The organism is Vibrio sp. 10N.222.52.B7 (genome assembly GCF_041474275.1).
Taxonomy (GTDB): domain Bacteria; phylum Pseudomonadota; class Gammaproteobacteria; order Enterobacterales; family Vibrionaceae; genus Vibrio; species Vibrio crassostreae_C.
In genome coordinates, this window is the sequence record NZ_JBFRTU010000061.1 from 4046 (window position 1) to 21582 (window position 17537).

The 17537-nt window shown below is 43.5% G+C and carries 12 protein-coding genes; 7 read left to right on the forward strand and 5 right to left on the reverse strand.

Annotated features, from left to right (window positions below):
• Positions 1-1892 (reverse strand): methyl-accepting chemotaxis protein (locus AB4512_RS15440; protein WP_372175151.1); only part of this gene is annotated, 1892 nt, incomplete at its 3' end.
• Positions 1893-2391: 499 nt separating this feature from the next.
• Here AB4512_RS15440 and emrD point away from each other — a divergent pair.
• From emrD to xthA, 3 genes are all read left to right on the forward strand, one after another.
• Complete coding sequence (gene emrD / locus AB4512_RS15445) at positions 2392-3597, forward strand: multidrug efflux MFS transporter EmrD (protein ID WP_372175152.1); 1206 nt, start codon at positions 2392-2394, stop codon at positions 3595-3597.
• A gap of 348 nt (positions 3598-3945) precedes the next feature.
• Complete coding sequence (locus AB4512_RS15450; RefSeq protein WP_017065926.1) at positions 3946-6036, forward strand: S9 family peptidase; 2091 nt, start codon at positions 3946-3948, stop codon at positions 6034-6036.
• Positions 6037-6205: 169 nt separating this feature from the next.
• Positions 6206-7012, forward strand: a complete 807-nt coding sequence (gene xthA, locus AB4512_RS15455) for an exodeoxyribonuclease III (protein ID WP_010437369.1) — start codon at positions 6206-6208, stop codon at positions 7010-7012.
• 71 nt (positions 7013-7083) lie between these two features.
• Here xthA and AB4512_RS15460 read toward each other — a convergent pair whose 3' ends face one another.
• The 4 genes from AB4512_RS15460 to AB4512_RS15475 all read right to left on the reverse strand — a co-directional run bounded on the left by AB4512_RS15460 (position 7084) and on the right by AB4512_RS15475 (position 10262).
• Entirely contained in the window at positions 7084-7761 is a 678-nt protein-coding gene (locus tag AB4512_RS15460; protein WP_017062123.1) for an ABC transporter permease, read from the reverse strand.
• 2 nt (positions 7762-7763) lie between these two features.
• Positions 7764-8504: an ABC transporter permease gene (locus AB4512_RS15465; protein ID WP_017063493.1), complete on the reverse strand. Its 741-nt coding sequence runs from the start codon at positions 8502-8504 to the stop codon at positions 7764-7766.
• A gap of 79 nt (positions 8505-8583) precedes the next feature.
• Positions 8584-9354: an ABC transporter substrate-binding protein gene (locus AB4512_RS15470; RefSeq protein ID WP_010437364.1), complete on the reverse strand. Its 771-nt coding sequence runs from the start codon at positions 9352-9354 to the stop codon at positions 8584-8586.
• A gap of 137 nt (positions 9355-9491) precedes the next feature.
• Positions 9492-10262, reverse strand: coding sequence for an ABC transporter ATP-binding protein (locus AB4512_RS15475; protein WP_004736532.1), 771 nt, complete (start codon positions 10260-10262; stop codon positions 9492-9494).
• A gap of 791 nt (positions 10263-11053) precedes the next feature.
• Between AB4512_RS15475 and AB4512_RS15480 the strand changes: the two genes are divergently transcribed.
• The 4 genes from AB4512_RS15480 to pflA all read left to right on the forward strand — a co-directional run bounded on the left by AB4512_RS15480 (position 11054) and on the right by pflA (position 17286).
• Complete coding sequence (locus AB4512_RS15480; protein ID WP_017062126.1) at positions 11054-12595, forward strand: DUF3360 family protein; 1542 nt, start codon at positions 11054-11056, stop codon at positions 12593-12595.
• Positions 12596-12902: 307 nt separating this feature from the next.
• Positions 12903-15179: a formate C-acetyltransferase gene (gene pflB, locus AB4512_RS15485; RefSeq protein ID WP_017062127.1), complete on the forward strand. Its 2277-nt coding sequence runs from the start codon at positions 12903-12905 to the stop codon at positions 15177-15179.
• Positions 15180-15379: 200 nt separating this feature from the next.
• A complete protein-coding gene (locus AB4512_RS15490; RefSeq protein WP_017062129.1) occupies positions 15380-16381 on the forward strand; it encodes a lipid A deacylase LpxR family protein in 1002 nt (333 codons plus the stop codon).
• A 164-nt stretch (positions 16382-16545) separates the two neighbouring features.
• Positions 16546-17286 (forward strand): pyruvate formate lyase 1-activating protein, encoded by a 741-nt coding sequence (pflA, locus tag AB4512_RS15495; protein WP_010437353.1) that lies wholly within the window; start codon positions 16546-16548, stop codon positions 17284-17286.
• The last annotated feature ends 251 nt before the right edge of the window (positions 17287-17537 follow it).

A 17537-nucleotide genomic window follows, 5' to 3' on the forward strand; every position in this document is an offset into this window, starting at 1 on the left:
TCAAGCGCATGCGAAGCTCTGTCTGCATCTTCTACTGAATGTATCGCCAGTTTAGAACTGCTCTCCATAAGCTCAACCGCTTGCGCCGTTGTGCGCTGCAGGATATCAATTGTTGATTTGATCTCTTCTGTTGAAGAGTGGGTACGCTGTGAAAGCACACGTACCTCATCCGCAACAACAGCAAAACCTCGACCTTGTTCGCCAGCACGAGCCGCTTCAATCGCCGCGTTCAATGCCAGTAAGTTAGTTTGCTCAGAGATCCCTTCAATCACACTTAAGATCTCGGTGATGTTTCCGTTATTTTTTGCCAATTCTTCAACAATAGGAACAGCACTCGACATACGCTCCACCAGCTTTCTCATTTCACCTGCTGAAAGTTCGATGACTTGTTGCCCTTGTTGAGCAGAACGATTCGCTTCGCACGCTGCATCAACGGCCACTTCTGCATTTTGTACCACTAAGCCCGCAGTTTGAGTCATCTCTTCGGCCGCTGTCGCGACTAGATCCACTTCTTTAAATTGAGACTCGCTGCTTTCACGAGTACTTGATGCTGATGCTTTCGCTTGGCTGGTAGTATTTGCCACTTGTTCTGTGGTGTGAATGACTTCTTTGATCGTGTGTTGTAGCTTGTCTAAGAATAAGTTGAACCCTTTGGATAGCTGACCAATTTCGTCTTGAGATTTCACTTCCAAACGTTGGGTCAAATCACCTTCACCAGAAGCAATATCATTAAGTCGCTCAACCACTTGTCGAATAGGCTTCACAATTGAAAGGGAAGCAAATGCGATAATGGCTAAGCCAAAGATAATAAACACTGTACCGGCGATCACTTCTGTTTTGATGCCTTCACTTAGCTTAGTGCTAATGATGGAATCCAATTTATTTGCGTCAGCGACGACACTGTCTCTTGGGATCTCAAACAACACCCCCCAAGTTTGGTTAGCTGCAACAACAGGTGCAAAGGCAAGTAACCACTCACCGTTCTCGCTCCATTGCGTTGTCACTTCACCACCAAAGATAAAGTCGGTCATTAAATCACTGTTTGTATTGCCACTTTGGAAAGTTGAACCGACTGCAATGCTTGAATCATCAGAAGCGATGACCGAACCATCTAGACTAACCACGTAAGCTTTACCCGCACCGTTAAACAAGCTCTGGTCAGATTGAGTAATCACACTGGTTAAACCATCAAGTCTTAGATCAATACCAAGAAAACCAATAGCAACGTCGTCAACCAAAATAGGGACTGAAATAGAGGACGTAAGTAGTGCTACACCACCGCTGTTCACGACTCTCGGCGTACTAATACACGTTTGCCCTGAAGACAAAGGACAGTAAAAACGTTCGCTATTGCTGTCATCATTCAAGATAGATTCTGAAAGAACGTTCGCTAGAACATTTTCACCGTTATCTGCCACCTTCCAGTAAGGAGCAAAACGACCTTTTTCGTTAGAACCAACATAATCAGCATCGACATAATTCGCATCTTCACTATCGAGCAAGTCAGGCTTGAAAACTAGATACGCTCCTTGAATAGAGTCGAAGTTTAAAACCGAGCGACGAACCATTTCATCCAAGGCGGTACGAAGCTCTTCACTTGGTGTAAAGTTTTCGTCTGCATTGTTTTTTAGAAACTGAGCACTGGCCGCAAGCATCTCTGCGCGGTAAATAGCTTCGTCTACATAACGTTGAGTTTCTTGAGCGTTTAGCTGAGAAACAGACGCCAGCAACTGCTGAGTTTTATTGATAACTGATTCTGAACTTTGAGATTTGATGACTTGTTGATTGCTCGTTGCGTTGTAGATCGAGAAACCAATAAGAGACAGTGACGTAATGATTAAACAACAACCTGCTAAGAGGGTTATTTTCCACTGTACCGATAGAGAGCGCATTTAATATCCTTATTTAAGCCAAAAGACTTCCATAACCATAACTATCACATCGACAACGAATTGCTGTACAAAATGCAAACAAGTTAGACGAATAGCTTAGCGGATAATTACAGCACAAATTGCTTACATATAAAACGAAAGTTTATACAAATGTTAATAGAGCGTGTTTTCTTCCTTTTTTCTGTGATTTAAAATGATGTACTCATATAATCATTAGCTGTGTTGCTTAGGTTTTAGCGCTTTGGACATAGCCAGAACATCGATATTTAAAGGAAGCCCACTCCACCCTCTCCCTCTTTAAAATGCAGTAATTTCGGATTAGTTTTTATAATCCAAGTTATAGATTTTTATCTTGCTCAACTTCACACTTTTTGATTGCTAAGCCCGCAATCAAGCTCTAATATCTCGCGCCTAGATTCCCTGAACACTTTATTTATTTGGCTCTCCTTTAATGGAGCGCTAAGGCTTTTTACGTCTTAATTTTTGGAGAGATACGCACATGTCCGCCTCATTTCCATTAGCGAAACTTACCTTTTTAATCGCTATTCTGACTGCCGTAGGTCAAATGACTCAAACGATGTACGTGCCTTCTATCGGTCATATGGCAGGTGAGTTCTTAGTTTCGGCATCTTCACTGCAGGCAGTGATGGCGTGTTACTTGATCCCTTATGGTCTGTCGCAATTTGTTTACGGCCCACTTTCAGATCGCCTAGGTCGTAAACCGATCATCGTGATTGGTTTGATCATCTACATCATCGGTACTTTGGTAGCATTGTTCGCTCACGAATATGAATGGTTCTTAGCGGGCAGCTTTATCCAAGGTTTGGGCATCGGTTGTGGTGGTGCGATGTCTCGTACATTGACTCGCGACTGTTTTGAAGGCGCAGAGCTGCACCGTGCAAACAGCTTGATTAGCATGTGTGTGATTTTCTCACCATTGATAGCTCCTGTACTGGGTGGTTACCTAACAGAAGTTTTCGGCTGGCGTTCTAGCTACTTATTCCTTGCGCTGTTTGGTATTGCTGTTGTGATCACTATGATGACGAGCATGATGGAAACACTGCCGAAAGAACGACGCAAGCATGAATCGGTTGCCAACAGCTACAAGTTCGTTCTGTCTGATAAACGTTTCCAAGGTTTCTTATTGGTATTAGTCGCAACCTTTGCTGGTGTAGCCGTATTTGAAGCAGCGGCAGGTGTGTTGCTTGGTGGCGTACTTGGCTTACCGGCAACCACAGTAAGCTTGCTGTTTGTCTTGCCTATTCCAGGTTACTTAGTCGGTGCAGGCTTATCTAGTTACATCGCACAACGTCGCTCTGAGCGCCGTGCATTGAATGTTGGTCTGGTTGCGATATTGGTAGGCTCAACAGTGGTATTGATACCGGGTCTGTTTGGTCAAACAACAGCATTAACTTTGATTGGCGGTGCCACAATTTACTTCTTGGGCGCTGGCATATTATTCCCAGCAGCAACAACAGGGGCACTTTCGCCATTCCCGTACCACGCTGGTACTGGAGGTGCGATTTTAGGTGGTATGCAAAACCTAGGTGCTGGCATCGCAACACTATTGGCATCGTTCTTCCCAGCTCAAGACCAACTGCCACTCGGTTGCCTGATGATTGCTATGTCATTCATCGCTATGCTTGGTTTACGTTGGGTTAATCGTAAACCTGACCACTCAAACGAAATGCCATTGGCTATTTAACGTAAAACTCGAATCTTGCCAAACAAAGGAAAGGGACATACTGAAAAGTGTGTCCCTTTTTGTTGCACATTTATTCCTTCCACTCTCACGTATCAGTAATTTCATTTAACATTGCTTTGATTTTTTGAAAACAATAACAGACACTTACGATGAAGGTGCATATCCAGAATCCAATTATAAATAATATCACTGGAAGAACACCAACGTACCTGAACTCTCACAACAAAGGATGCTGGCATTAAAACGAGTAAGGTACACACTAAGGATATACAGATGCGTATCGCTTTAACCACATTAGCCGTATCAATAGCGCTTGTCGCCGGATGCAGCAATCAAGGAATCTCAACCATGAACCACTACTCTCAATCACAGCTCGTCGCTCAGCAAACCCAAGCACCCGTTGCTAAGAAAGTCCCTCACGCAATGACGATTCATGGTGAAACCCGAATCGATGATTACTATTGGATGCGCGATGATGCACGCCAAGATCCAGAGATATTGCAACAACTTGAGCAAGAGAATCAGTACGCAGATACGGTGTTGAAACATACAGAAGCAGCACAAAAACAATTATTTGAAGAGATTAAAGGCCGAATCGCGAAAGACGACAATTCGGTACCGGTTCGCAAAGGCAGTTACTACTACTCGAATAAGGTCACAGGCGACAACGAATACCCAGTTCACCTGCGTGAAAAAAACTTTTTAGGCACAGACAAGCAAGTCATCTTAGATGTAAACGAGCTAGCAAAAGAGCATGAATTCTTCAGTATTGGTGGCTTAACGATCAGCCCAGACGAAAACTTGTTGGCCTATGGCGAAGATACGCTAAGCCGCCGCATTTACACCATCAAGATCAAAGACCTCACAACAGGTGAATACCTAAAAGATGAAATTGAAGGCGCTTCAAGTGCTATCGCGTGGCAAAACGACAACCAAGCCTTCTACTACATCAAAAAAAATCCACAAACATTGCTGGGTTATCAAGTTTACCGCCACGTGTTAGGCACAGCTCAGGCAAGCGATCAGTTAATCTACGAAGAAGCCGATAGCGCTTACTACACCTCTTTGAGTAAAAGCAAAGATGGAGAACAGGTCTACATTTGGCATTCGAGCACAGAAACCAGCGGTGTCTCAGTCATCGATGCCAACAACCCAAAGGCTACAGCTGAGGCTTTCTACCCAAAAGAGACCGGCATAGAGTACAGCATCGCTAAGCTAGGTGATTGGTATTACATCTACACCAACTACCAAGCGGTCAACTTCCGTTTAATGAAAGTCACAACCGAAGAGATGCATGATCGCTCAAAATGGGTCGATGTCATCCCAGCAGACGATAATACTCAGCTTGTAGATTTCGAGTTGTTTGATGATCATCTTGTCTACGAGCAACGCGCGGATGGCTTGTCTACAGTGAAAGTTCGCCAACTCTCAACAGGCCACGAGTTTCCACTTGAATTTAACGACACCGCATTTGCCGCTTACCTAACGAGTAACTATGAATTAGATAACGCAAAAGTTCGTATCTATTACAGCAGCTTAACCACGCCAGGTACTTACTATGATTTCGACCTAAGTACAGGTGAATCCGAACTCATGAAGCAAACACCCGTATTAGGTGATTTCGAAGCGGATAACTACCAATCAGAGCGAATCATGATTACGGCTCGCGATGGTAAGCAAGTTCCTGTCTCTTTGGTTTATCGTAAAGACTTATTTAAGAAAGACGGCACTAACCCAATCTACCAATACGGCTATGGGTCTTACGGCTCTACGATTGAACCTACCTTCAGCTCAACTCGCCTAAGCCTACTGGATAGAGGTTTTGTTTATGCCATCGCACATGTCCGCGGTTCAGAAATGCTTGGTCGCCCTTGGTATGAAGATGGCAAAAAACTGACCAAACAAAACACGTTCAACGACTTTATTGATGTAACCAAAGAGCTTGTTGAAGAAGGCTACGGCGCGAAAGATAAAGTGTTCGCCGTTGGGGGGTCTGCTGGCGGTCTATTGATGGGAGCAATCATCAACCAAGCACCAGAACTGTACCGTGGTATTGGTGCACATGTTCCGTTTGTAGACATTGTGACAACCATGCTCGATGAATCGATCCCTCTAACCACCAATGAGTATGACGAATGGGGTAACCCGAACGATAAAGCCTACTACGATTACATGCTGGGGTACTCACCGTACGACAACATTAAGGTACAAAACTACCCGAACATGTTGGTAACGACAGGCCTGCATGACTCACAGGTGCAGTACTTTGAGCCAATGAAATGGGTTGCGAAACTGCGTGAAATGAAAACAGACAACAACGTATTGCTGTTCAAAACCGATATGGAAGCCGGTCACGGTGGCGCTTCTGGCCGATTTAAACGATTAAAAGAAGACGCACTTGAATACGCGTTCTTTTTGGATTTACTTAAGACTCAATAGATTCTACGTAACTGTAAGTATTCACATCATTTAATGTCGCCATTTTGTCTCTACAAAGTGGCGACAGAAATTATTAAGCATGGTTAAATACGATGAACCATGAAATCCACCAAATCAAAAACCTTTAAAAACAAGCAGTGACAAAGGTTTACGAGAGGTATAAAAACAAATGAAAGTAATTAGCTTCAACATCAACGGTCTTAGAGCCCGCCTTCACCAACTGCAAGCTATTATCGACAAACACCAACCCGACGTGATTGGTCTGCAAGAGATAAAAGTGCACGATGAAGCCTTCCCAATTGCTGATGTTGAAGCAATGGGCTATAAGGTTTACTTCCACGGTCAAAAAGCCCACTACGGTGTGGCAATGTTGTGTAAGCAAGAGCCTATTTCTGTGCAGAAGGGTTTCCCAACAGATAATGAAGACCATCAAAAACGCATGATCATGGCGACGTTTGAAGATGAAAATGGTGAAAAGGTTACCGTGCTAAATGGCTACTTCCCTCAAGGGGATAACATCAAGCATGAAACAAAATACCCGTACAAACGCCAGTTCTACAAAGACTTGATGACTTACCTAAATGACTACCACAACAAAGACGAACAAGTCATTGTGATGGGCGACATTAATATCAGCCCTATCGACGCAGACATCGGCATCGGTGAACCTAATGCGAAACGTTGGTTGAAAACAGGTAAGTGCTCTTTCCAACCAGAAGAGCGAGAATGGTTGAAAACACTGATGGATTGGGGTTTTGTGGATAGCTTCCGCTTACTGCACCCTGAAGTAAACGACCAATACTCGTGGTTTGACTACCGCTCGAAAGGTTTCGTGGACAACCGCGGCCTACGAATTGATGTAGTACTTGCGACTCAGAAGCTTGCTGATAAGTGTACTGAAGCTGGCATCGATTACGAACTGCGTGGCATCGAAAAGCCGTCTGACCACGCGCCAATTTGGTCAACGTTTAAGTAATCAACAGCAACAGAATCTGCTCATAAAAAACGGCGCTATAGAAGCGCCGTTTTGTTAATTATGATGTGTAATTAGCTAAGTGGTCTTAAGTAAGCTAAGAAACGTTTCTCTGCGAATTTGAAAATCGCAATGATGATGAACGTTAGTGCCATGTAGAACAGACCTGCTGTTAGGAAAGATTCAAACGGAGCATAGTAGCGAGAGTTAACCAAACGAGCTGCACCCGTTAGATCCATAATCGTCACAATACCTGCAACGGCTGAGCCGTGAAGCATAAAGATAACTTCGTTACTGTAAGCCGGTAATGCACGACGTAATGCACTTGGCAGAATGATACGTCGGTATGTCTTAGGTGTGCTCATGCCATACGCTTTTGCTGCTTCAACTTCACCTTTTGGTAAGCCGTTAATCGCACCGCGAATGATTTCAGCTGTGTATGCCGATGTGTTAAGGATGAATGCCACCAAAGCACAAAACCATGCATTTTCCCATAGTGTATCTTTTACAGGGAAGAACTGATCCATTCCGTAGTAAATCAGGTACAACTGCACCAATAATGGCGTACCACGGAAGAAATAGATGAACGACCAAGCAGGAGCGTTAATCAGCATATTTGGGCTGTTACGAGCGATAGCTAATGGTATGGCGACGAATAAGCCAATGATCAAAGCAACGCAAACCATCCAAGCCGTTGTCCATAAACCACCAAGGTAAATCGGTAGGCTTTCAATTATCAATGAAAAGTCCATAACTACCTCGCGTGGATACTGAATTTACGTTCAACCAGCTTAAGCAGGCCCGTTGAAACACTGGTGAAGAATAAGAAGATAATCGCCACTGTCATATAGAAGGTAAATGGCATTTTGGTTGAACCCGCTGCCAGTGCGCTAACACGCACCATATCTTCTAGGCCAATAATGGAAACCAACGCAGTGGTTTTAAGTAATACCAGCCAGTTGTTCCCAAAACCCGGTAATGCGTGACGAATCATCTGCGGTAGCAGTATGCGGTGAAACGCCTTTACAGGGCTCATACCATAAGCTTTTGCCGCTTCCATTTCACCGCTGTCGACAGCCATGATGGCACCACGGAACGTTTCTGCCATATAGGCACCGAAAATAAAGCCTATGGTTAAGACACCAGCAACAAATGGGCTGACATCAATATAATCAGGTAGGTAAGAGGTCCATTCGTGGTTAGGATCACTGGATGCAAACCACTCGTTGAGCCACTCGTTGATGGAATACAAACTGTTGTTTAAAAGGATTTGTCCACCAAAGAAAATCAGCATCATCAATACGAGATCGGGAATGCCTCGAATGACGGTTGTGTAGAGGGTTGCAATAGCACGAGCCCAGCGATAAGGCGCGAGTTTTGCTAAGGCACCTAGCATACCAAGAACCATAGCTAAAATTAGCGACAGCAAGGCAACTTCGATTGTGAGCACCGCCCCTTTCAGGATCGACGCTTCATATCCTTGTAAATCAAACATAATGGATTCCAACAGAACTGCGAAAAAGTTGGTAAGACAGGGAGAGGAGAACCTCTCCCTTAAGAATTGACGCTAAAGATTACTGACCGTATACGTCGTAGTTGAAGTATTTAGCCGCGATATCTTGGTAGATGCCTTTTTCACGTAGTGAAAGGATTGCCGCATCTAATTGCTTAGTCAGATCTTTGTCTTGCTTACGTAGAGCAATACCAAAACCTTCGCCGAACCACTTAGGATCAGTTAGTGATGGGCCAACAAACTCGTAGTCTTCACCACCAGCTTTGTTCAGCACGCCTTCTTCTAGAGCAGATGCATCACCTAGTACAGCAGCAACACGACCGTTTGCTAGATCAAGGTAAGCTTCGTCGAATGAACCGTAACGAACGATCTCTACTGTATCGCCGTAGTTGTCTGTTAGGTATTTATCGTGAGTTGTTGCACGTTGAACGGCAATCTTTTGACCGCTTAGATCATCAAAGTTAAGGCCTGCACCTTTCTTAGCGATGAACTTGTTTGGGATAAGTGCGTATTTACCAGTGAAGTCGATTTTTTTCTTACGCTCTTCCGTGATAGACATTGCCGCGATGATCGCATCATATTTACGAGCAAGTAGAGAAGGAATGATACCATCCCAGTCTTGTGCAACGATCTTACACTGCACCTGCATTTCAGTACAAAGTGCGTTAGCCATATCGACATCGAAGCCTTTCAGTGACCCGTCAGCTTCTGTCCAGCTAAATGGAGGGTAAGCACCTTCAATACCAAAGCGTACTGTTTTCCATTCTTTTGCTTGAGCTACGCCCGTTGCAGCAGTTGCAGCAAGTGCCGCGACTAATAACCACTTTTTCATATCCCTACTCCTGTGATTTAGGTTTTTATGTTTTGCTAGTTTTAATATTGTGTTTGTTGTTGCTTATTAACTTACTTGTTGTGTTTTATTGTTCACACCGTCGCTGTTTACCGTTGGCAACGGCGTTTCAATTCTGATTAGTAAATCGATGAGATAAATTGTTGTAAACGTTCAGATTCAGGTTCCGTAAACAGTTTAGCTGGATCGCCCTGTTCTTCCACTAGACCTTGGTGCAGGAACATCACATGGTTTGATACGTCACGAGCAAAAGCCATTTCATGTGTTACCACAAGCATGGTTCTTCCTTCTTCTGCTAGATCTCGCATTACACCGAGTACTTCCCCTACTAACTCAGGGTCAAGTGCTGATGTTGGCTCATCAAACAGCATCACTTCCGGATCAACCGCTAACGCTCGAGCAATTGCCGCTCGTTGTTGTTGTCCACCGGATAAATGACCTGGGTAGTAATCTTTGCGCTCATACAAGCCTACTTTTTTAAGTAGTAGCTCTGCATTTTCAATCGCTTGTGCTTTAGGTACACCTAAGACGTGAACAGGCGCTTCGATAACGTTTTCGAGAACGGTCAGGTGAGACCAAAGATTGAAGCCTTGAAAAACCATCGCTAAGCGAGAACGGATTCGCTGTACTTGTTTTTCATTAGCAGGAACAGATACGCCTTGGCGGTTGTTTTTCATTTGAATTAATTCGCCATTAACCCAAATCTCGCCTGCAGTTGGTGTCTCTAAAAGGTTGATACATCTAAGGAAAGTACTTTTACCCGACCCTGAAGATCCGATAATCGATACAACATCGCCTTTATGCGCAGAAAGTGAAATTCCCTTTAAAACTTCATTTTGACCAAACGTTTTGTGTAGATCCTTTATGTCCAGCGCTGGTACATCTTTCATGCGCTTTCTCTCCCAAGTTTGTGAAAATGCAAGGTACTCCGACCTTTTCATGCGATACAAACTAGCACCACACGAAACAACATGCAACAAATTATTAACCTGATAAATTGGAATAAATAGCGATTCACTCTGACTTATTATGCAAAAGGTAGCGTTTTCGCCTCAATTTAATGAATGAGTTCTATCAATAAGCTGCAATTACACCCCTTACATTGTTTAAATAAAGTTAATCAAAATGAGATTCACGTAGCTTGATGTCTCACAAGAAAAACAAGTTTTGTGAACTTAGATACGCCGAGATCTGCAAAATATAATCTGCACGCTCAACACTACATACACACCGTAAGGCACAATTATTTTAAGGTTATTACATTGTAAGCATTTCACTCGGAACAGTTGGGAAGCAAGTAATAGTGAAATAACTCAGTAAGAATTGAGTATTGAACTCGAGCCATGACGACAAAGGCTCGAAGAAGATAGGTAAACGTCAATTTGTGAAAACTAATTACACGATTCATCAATGGGAAGTTAATGAATCGCTGCGTTTTGTAGCTTTCTTTCACATATACTCATAAAGTGATCAAGATCAATCACCCTAAAGGGTAAGCTTGTTAGACTCCTCAGCAAAGAATAAGGCATTAAAAATGCCAAACATTTCTTTTAACTTAGCTGCATAAAGCACAGCAAAACCGTGCAACATAATGTTAATGAGTTATAACTAAGAAATAACGCAATTACGCGAACTTATAGAATTCAATTTTAGAATTACTAACAAAAAATATGAGGAATCTATGTCAGACGTTGTCAATAATGCGAACTCTGAAGTAGAAGAGAAAAGCTATAAAGAGCTACACCGTCCTGCTTCTGAATTTGAGAGCCGCTCAGATTATCTAGATCACGAACTTCAAATCATGAAGCCTCGCCGCTTCGGTTTAAACCTTCCAGGTCGTGACTTCCGCTTTGAACTTGAAGATCTTGTTCCTGCACTTGCTGGTACTATTGGTATCATTGCGATGTACTCTGCAGTAATGATGTCGTGGGCTGATGGCCTAACTCAAGCTTGGGATCACGTAAACCTAGGTAAAGACTTCGCAATTGAAGTCGCTCGTGTAGAAATGCTTATTCCTGCACTACTGTTTTGTATCCTTGCTTCTGGTTTCTTTAACCCTAAAGCAAACCTTGCCGGCAACCACGGCCCAATGATCCCTCTTATCGGTACCATCGCTCTCGCTGGTGCTCACCCTCTTGCATTGGCCATCCTGATCGGTGTGTTCGGTCTCATCCTAAGTTTCCTAAAAGGCGGATCTAAACTTGTTAACCTAACTTCTGAAGGTACAGCAGGTGGCTTGCTCATATTCTTAGGCTTAACCGGTACCATGAGCCAAATCAACTCAATTCAAGCATGGGCGGTTGGTCTTCAATCTTCTACTGTTGAAGCGGGTAGCATGGGTTACGTGGGTCTTATCGTTCTTGCTATTACTATTGCTATCTACGCTTTCTTAGCAAAAGTGAACAAGCGTTGGTTAGCTATTCCAGTTTGTGCGTTTACAGGCCTTGCTATTGCATTAGCATTAGGCGCTGGTTTCGATATCGTGTTCGAAACTGAAATGGGCATTCCAAACCTAAACCCAGTTTACTGGTGGGGTTCGACTTCTGAAGGTTGGATGCTTGGCTTGCCAAATGTTGAGCACTTCATCGCTTCGCTACCGTTCGCTATTCTTGCAGTAGCAATGTGGTCACCAGACTTCCTAGGTCACCGTATCTTCCAAGAGCTGAACTACCCTAAACGTTCTGAAAAAGTTCTGATGGACGTAGACGACACAATGACGATGTGTTCTGTTCGTCAAATGGTCGGTACTGCAGTAGGTGGTGGTAACATCACATCTTCTTGGGGTACTTACATGATCCCAGCAGCAATCGCGAAACGTCCAATCCCTGGCGGCGCAATCTTGCTTGGTTCTCTATGTATTATTGTTGCGATTCTTGGTTTCCCGATGGACGTAGCAGTATGGCCACCAGTGATGCGTGTTGCGCTACTTGTAGGTGTATCTCTACCTCTACTTGAAGCAGGTATGCAAATGGTTAAGGATTCAAAAGATTCTCAAGCGGCTGGTATCTGTATCTTTGGTTCAGCGGTTGTTAACCCAGTATTAGCATGGGCACTAACTATGCTTCTTGATAATAATGGTCTAATTGGTGATAAAGAGCGTGCAAAGCGTCTATCATTTGTAGATAAGATTGTTATCCCTGTTGGCGTTTTAGTTATCTGTCTAGTGGCAATGCTTGCAGTTGGTATGCTAGAAGGTCAGTATGGTCTAAAAGCTTGGCTATAATAGTCCTTACTACACAAAAGTAGTATTAGGATTAAAAAAAAGTTTGGGTGGCAACCCCTGCCACTCAAATTTTTTCAACTTTTTTTGGCATTTATTGATTTAGTTTAAGGTTTGCAGAAATTTTTTAGCGTAGTCTTGAATACATAGAGTAAAGACAACATATAAAAGGTAGTGACAATATATATAACCATATGATGCTTATATGCTCATATATATTGTTATTAATAAGAGTGTACTACCCTTACGAGGGGCGCTGGCTCAACAGTGTTAATGTACGTATTTTTTCTACTAAAAAGGTAGGTATGTCATGGCAGAGCAATTTGCTAAAGCTTGGGAAGATTTTGCTGCAGGTGAGTGGCAAAGCGAAGTAAACGTTCGTGATTTCATTCAAAAGAACTACACGCCGTATGAAGGCGACGAGTCTTTCCTAGTTTCTGAGGGTACTGAAGCAACTAACAAGCTTTGGTCTTCGGTAATGGAAGGTATCAAACAGGAAAACGCAACTAAAGCACCTGTAGATTTCGATACTTCTGTTATCTCTACCATTACTGCTCACGATGCAGGTTACATTGAGAAAGATCTTGAGACTATCGTTGGTCTACAAACTGAGAAGCCACTAAAACGTGCAATCATCCCTAACGGTGGTGTGCGTATGGTTGAAGGTTCTTGTAAAGCATACGGTGAAACTCTTGACCCAATGGTTTCAAAAATCTACTCAGAATACCGCAAAACACACAATGCTGGCGTTTTCGATATCTACACTCCTGATATCCTAAAATGTCGTAAGTCTGGTGTTCTGACTGGTCTTCCTGATGCTTACGGCCGTGGTCGTATCATTGGTGACTACCGTCGTGTTGCACTTTACGGTATTGATTTCCTAATGAAAGACAAGCAAGCTCAATTTGCTTCTCTTCAAGAGCAATTCGAAAACGGTGAAAACCTAGCAGAAACAATGCAACTGCGTGAAGAGATCTCTGAGCAACATCGTGCTCTAGGTCAAATCAAGCAAATGGCTGAGAAATACGGTTTCGATATCTCTGAGCCAGCTCAAACTGCTCAAGAAGCTATCCAGTGGACTTACTTCGGCTACCTAGCTGCTGTTAAATCTCAAAACGGTGCTGCAATGTCTCTAGGTCGTACTTCGACTTTCCTAGACATCTACATCGAGCGTGATATCGCTGCTGGCAAAATCACAGAAGACCAAGCACAAGAAATGATCGACCACTTCGTAATGAAGCTGCGTATGGTTCGTTTCCTACGTACTCCTGAGTACGATGAGCTATTCTCTGGCGACCCAATCTGGGCAACAGAGTCTATGGGTGGTATGGGTATCGACGGTCGTACGCTAGTAACGCGTTCGAACTTCCGTTTCCTAAACTCTCTATACACTATGGGTCCTTCTCCAGAGCCAAACATCACTGTTCTTTGGTCTGAGCAACTACCTGACGGCTTCAAACGTTTCTGTGCGAAGGTATCTATCGATACTTCTTCTATCCAGTACGAAAATGATGACCTAATGCGTCCTGACCTTGAGTCTGATGATTACGCTATCGCTTGTTGTGTATCTCCAATGATCGTTGGTAAGCAAATGCAGTTCTTCGGTGCTCGTGCTAACCTTGCGAAAACAATGCTTTACGCAATCAACGGCGGTGTGGACGAAAAACTTAAGATGCAAGTTGGTCCTAAAGAAGCTCCAATGACTGACGCTGTTCTTGATTACGATAAAGTAATGGACCGTCTAGATCACTTCATGGACTGGCTAGCTAAGCAATACGTGACTGCACTAAACAGCATTCACTACATGCACGACAAGTACAGCTACGAAGCGTCTCTAATGGCTCTTCATGACCGTGACGTTCGTCGTACAATGGCTTGTGGTATTGCTGGTCTATCTGTTGCAGCTGACTCACTGTCTGCAATCAAGTTCGCGACTGTTAAACCAATCCGCGACGAAGATGGCATTGCAACTGACTTCGAAATTGAAGGCGATTACCCTAAATACGGTAATAACGACTCTCGTGTAGATGATATTGCTTGTGAACTAGTTTCTACGTTCATGAACAAGATCCGTAAGCTTAAGACTTACCGTAACTCTATCCCTACACAGTCAGTTCTTACTATCACGTCTAACGTGGTTTACGGTAAGAAAACAGGTAACACTCCAGACGGTCGTCGTGCTGGCGCTCCTTTCGCTCCTGGTGCAAACCCAATGCACGGTCGTGATGAGAAAGGCGCTGTAGCTTCACTAACGTCTGTAGGTAAACTACCGTTTGCTGACGCACAAGATGGTATCTCTTACACGTTCTCTATCGTGCCAAACGCACTAGGTAAAGAACAAGACAGCCAACGTGCTAACCTTGCAGGCCTAATGGATGGTTACTTCCACCACGAAGCTGGCATTGAAGGTGGTCAACACCTTAACGTTAACGTTCTTAACCGCGAAACTCTTGAAGACGCAGTTAAGCACCCTGAGAAATACCCTCAGCTAACAATCCGTGTATCTGGTTACGCTGTTCGCTTTAACTCTCTAACTGCAGAGCAACAAGCTGACGTAATCGCACGTACATTTACTGAGTCTCTATAAGCTCACGCTCAATAGACAGTAAATAATATTAGCCTCGCCAATGTGCGGGGCTTTTTTATATCTGAAATAAATCGCACTACACTCACCTATCCCGCGAAATGTTAGGTTGAGCAAAAAAGCACCCTGCCATTCACTTTTTTTCCACAAATTCTGTCAAATTACGGTAATATCGCGGTTCATAATTTAAGAGTAACTGCTCCATGAAATACCTGCGTTGTTTACCCCTGATTCTTCTCTCTTTCTCATCTTTAGCCTCTGAGCGTTCTACGTTAACTTTTGCTTTAGATAATGATGGTATTTTTGGTGTCGACCAAGACTATACCAACGGCTTATTTCTGGGTTACACATCATCAAGTATTACGCCATATAACTGGGTAAAACCATTGAGTCTTTCCTACTGGGGCGCAAGCTCTCTAGACAAGTGGGAAATCACCATTGGCCACAAGATGTATACGCCTTCTGACATTGAGTTAGAAACGCCATCGCCTAATGATCGCCCATACGCAGGTTACCTTCACACTGAATTCAATTACATCAGCTTAAACCCACAGCAAGCCCAGCGTTTTAATATCACGTTTGGTACTACGGGCGAACGTGCACTGTCTGAAGATGCTCAAAAGCTGGTTCACTCAATCACTAAGTCGGATGAGCCGATGGGTTGGGAATACCAAGTCGATGATGAATGGGCGGGAAGCGTTGGTTACCTAAGCCATTTCAACCTAATGCGTAATCAAGCTCTTGCGAATACTGACTACGAAATCTCTAACGTTTCTGAAATCAACGTCGGTAACTTTAGAAGTGACATTTCAACGGGCTTCATGTTTCGTTGGGGTACAGACTTAGGCGGTAACTTTGGTGCAGCTAACATCACCACAGAAAACCCATTCAAACCGGGCATGATCGGCGCATCAAACGCTGGTTGGTTTACCTATGCAGGCCTCGAAGGTCGCTACCGATTCAACGACCTGACTATCGAAGGCGATCGCTCAGGTGTTGATGAGTACGCTAATAAAAACAACGAAGATCCAGCGATCTACGATGTGACTTTAGAGAACATTCAAGCAACTGCTGTATTGGGTGTCGCTTGGTATAACCGATACGTTGGTGCCTCTTTCGCGCTAACCGCAAAAACACCGGATTACGAAGAAGCGAAAGAGTCAGTGTACACCACTGGCGGTATCACAATGTTTGCTTTCTTCTAGCCACCAGTAAGGGCTTTCGTCCTTTACTTTTCAAGTTTAATAAAGGCAATCATCTTCACAGGTGGTTGCCTTTATTTTTAAAGGTCTCGTTACCATTTGACCCTATTTTATGTACCGTTTTTGTAATAAAATAAACGGTATAAATTCCTCTACGAGAATAGCTCATGTCTACAACTGGTCGCATTCACTCATTCGAATCTTGTGGTACTGTCGATGGCCCTGGTATCCGCTTTATTGTGTTTCTTCAAGGCTGCTTAATGCGTTGTATGTACTGTCATAACCGTGATACATGGGATCTTCATGACGGAAAGGAAGTAACGGTCGAAGAGATCATCAACGAAGCAAAATCATACCGTCATTTCATGAAAGCATCGGGCGGTGGTATCACCTGTTCTGGTGGTGAAGCGATGCTACAACCTGAGTTTGTTCGTGACTTTTTCCGCGCAGCTCAAGCTGAAGGCATCCACACTTGTCTTGATACTAATGGCTACATTCGTAAGCACACTGAAGTGGTTGATGAAGTCCTAGAAGCCTCTGATCTAGTTATGTTGGATCTTAAGCACATGCGAGATGAGATTCACCACGATTTCATTGGTGTATCAAACAGACGTACTCTGGATTTCGCACGCTACTTACACAAAATCGGTAAGAAGACGTGGATTCGTTATGTGATTGTCCCTGGCTACACGGACACGCCTGAAGATGCTCATCTGCTAGGTGAATTCATCAAAGACATGGATAACATCGAGAAAGTAGAACTGCTTCCATACCATAAGCTTGGTGCACATAAGTGGGAAGCACTTGGTTTTGACTACCCTCTTGAAGGTACAAACCCGCCAAGCAAAGAGAAAATGGACGAGATTGTTGCGGTTCTTAGCCAGTACCATTCAAACGTAAAATACTAATCTAGACTTACGTTCATAGTGATTTCAAACGCCTCAATTTCGATTGGGGCGTTTTCTTTTATGATTATACCAACCGTAGTAAATAACTGGTCATCCTAGCTGGTTAAAACGCTCAATAACTGCGTTAGAAATTTTGATTGTAGAATAACTACTTATCGAAACTCTTTGTCGAATAGAGCTGCCTTGTTCTCAAGCCTTTTTCCTGCGCTATTTATGATCACTTATTTACTGTGATTGGTATTAAAACAATC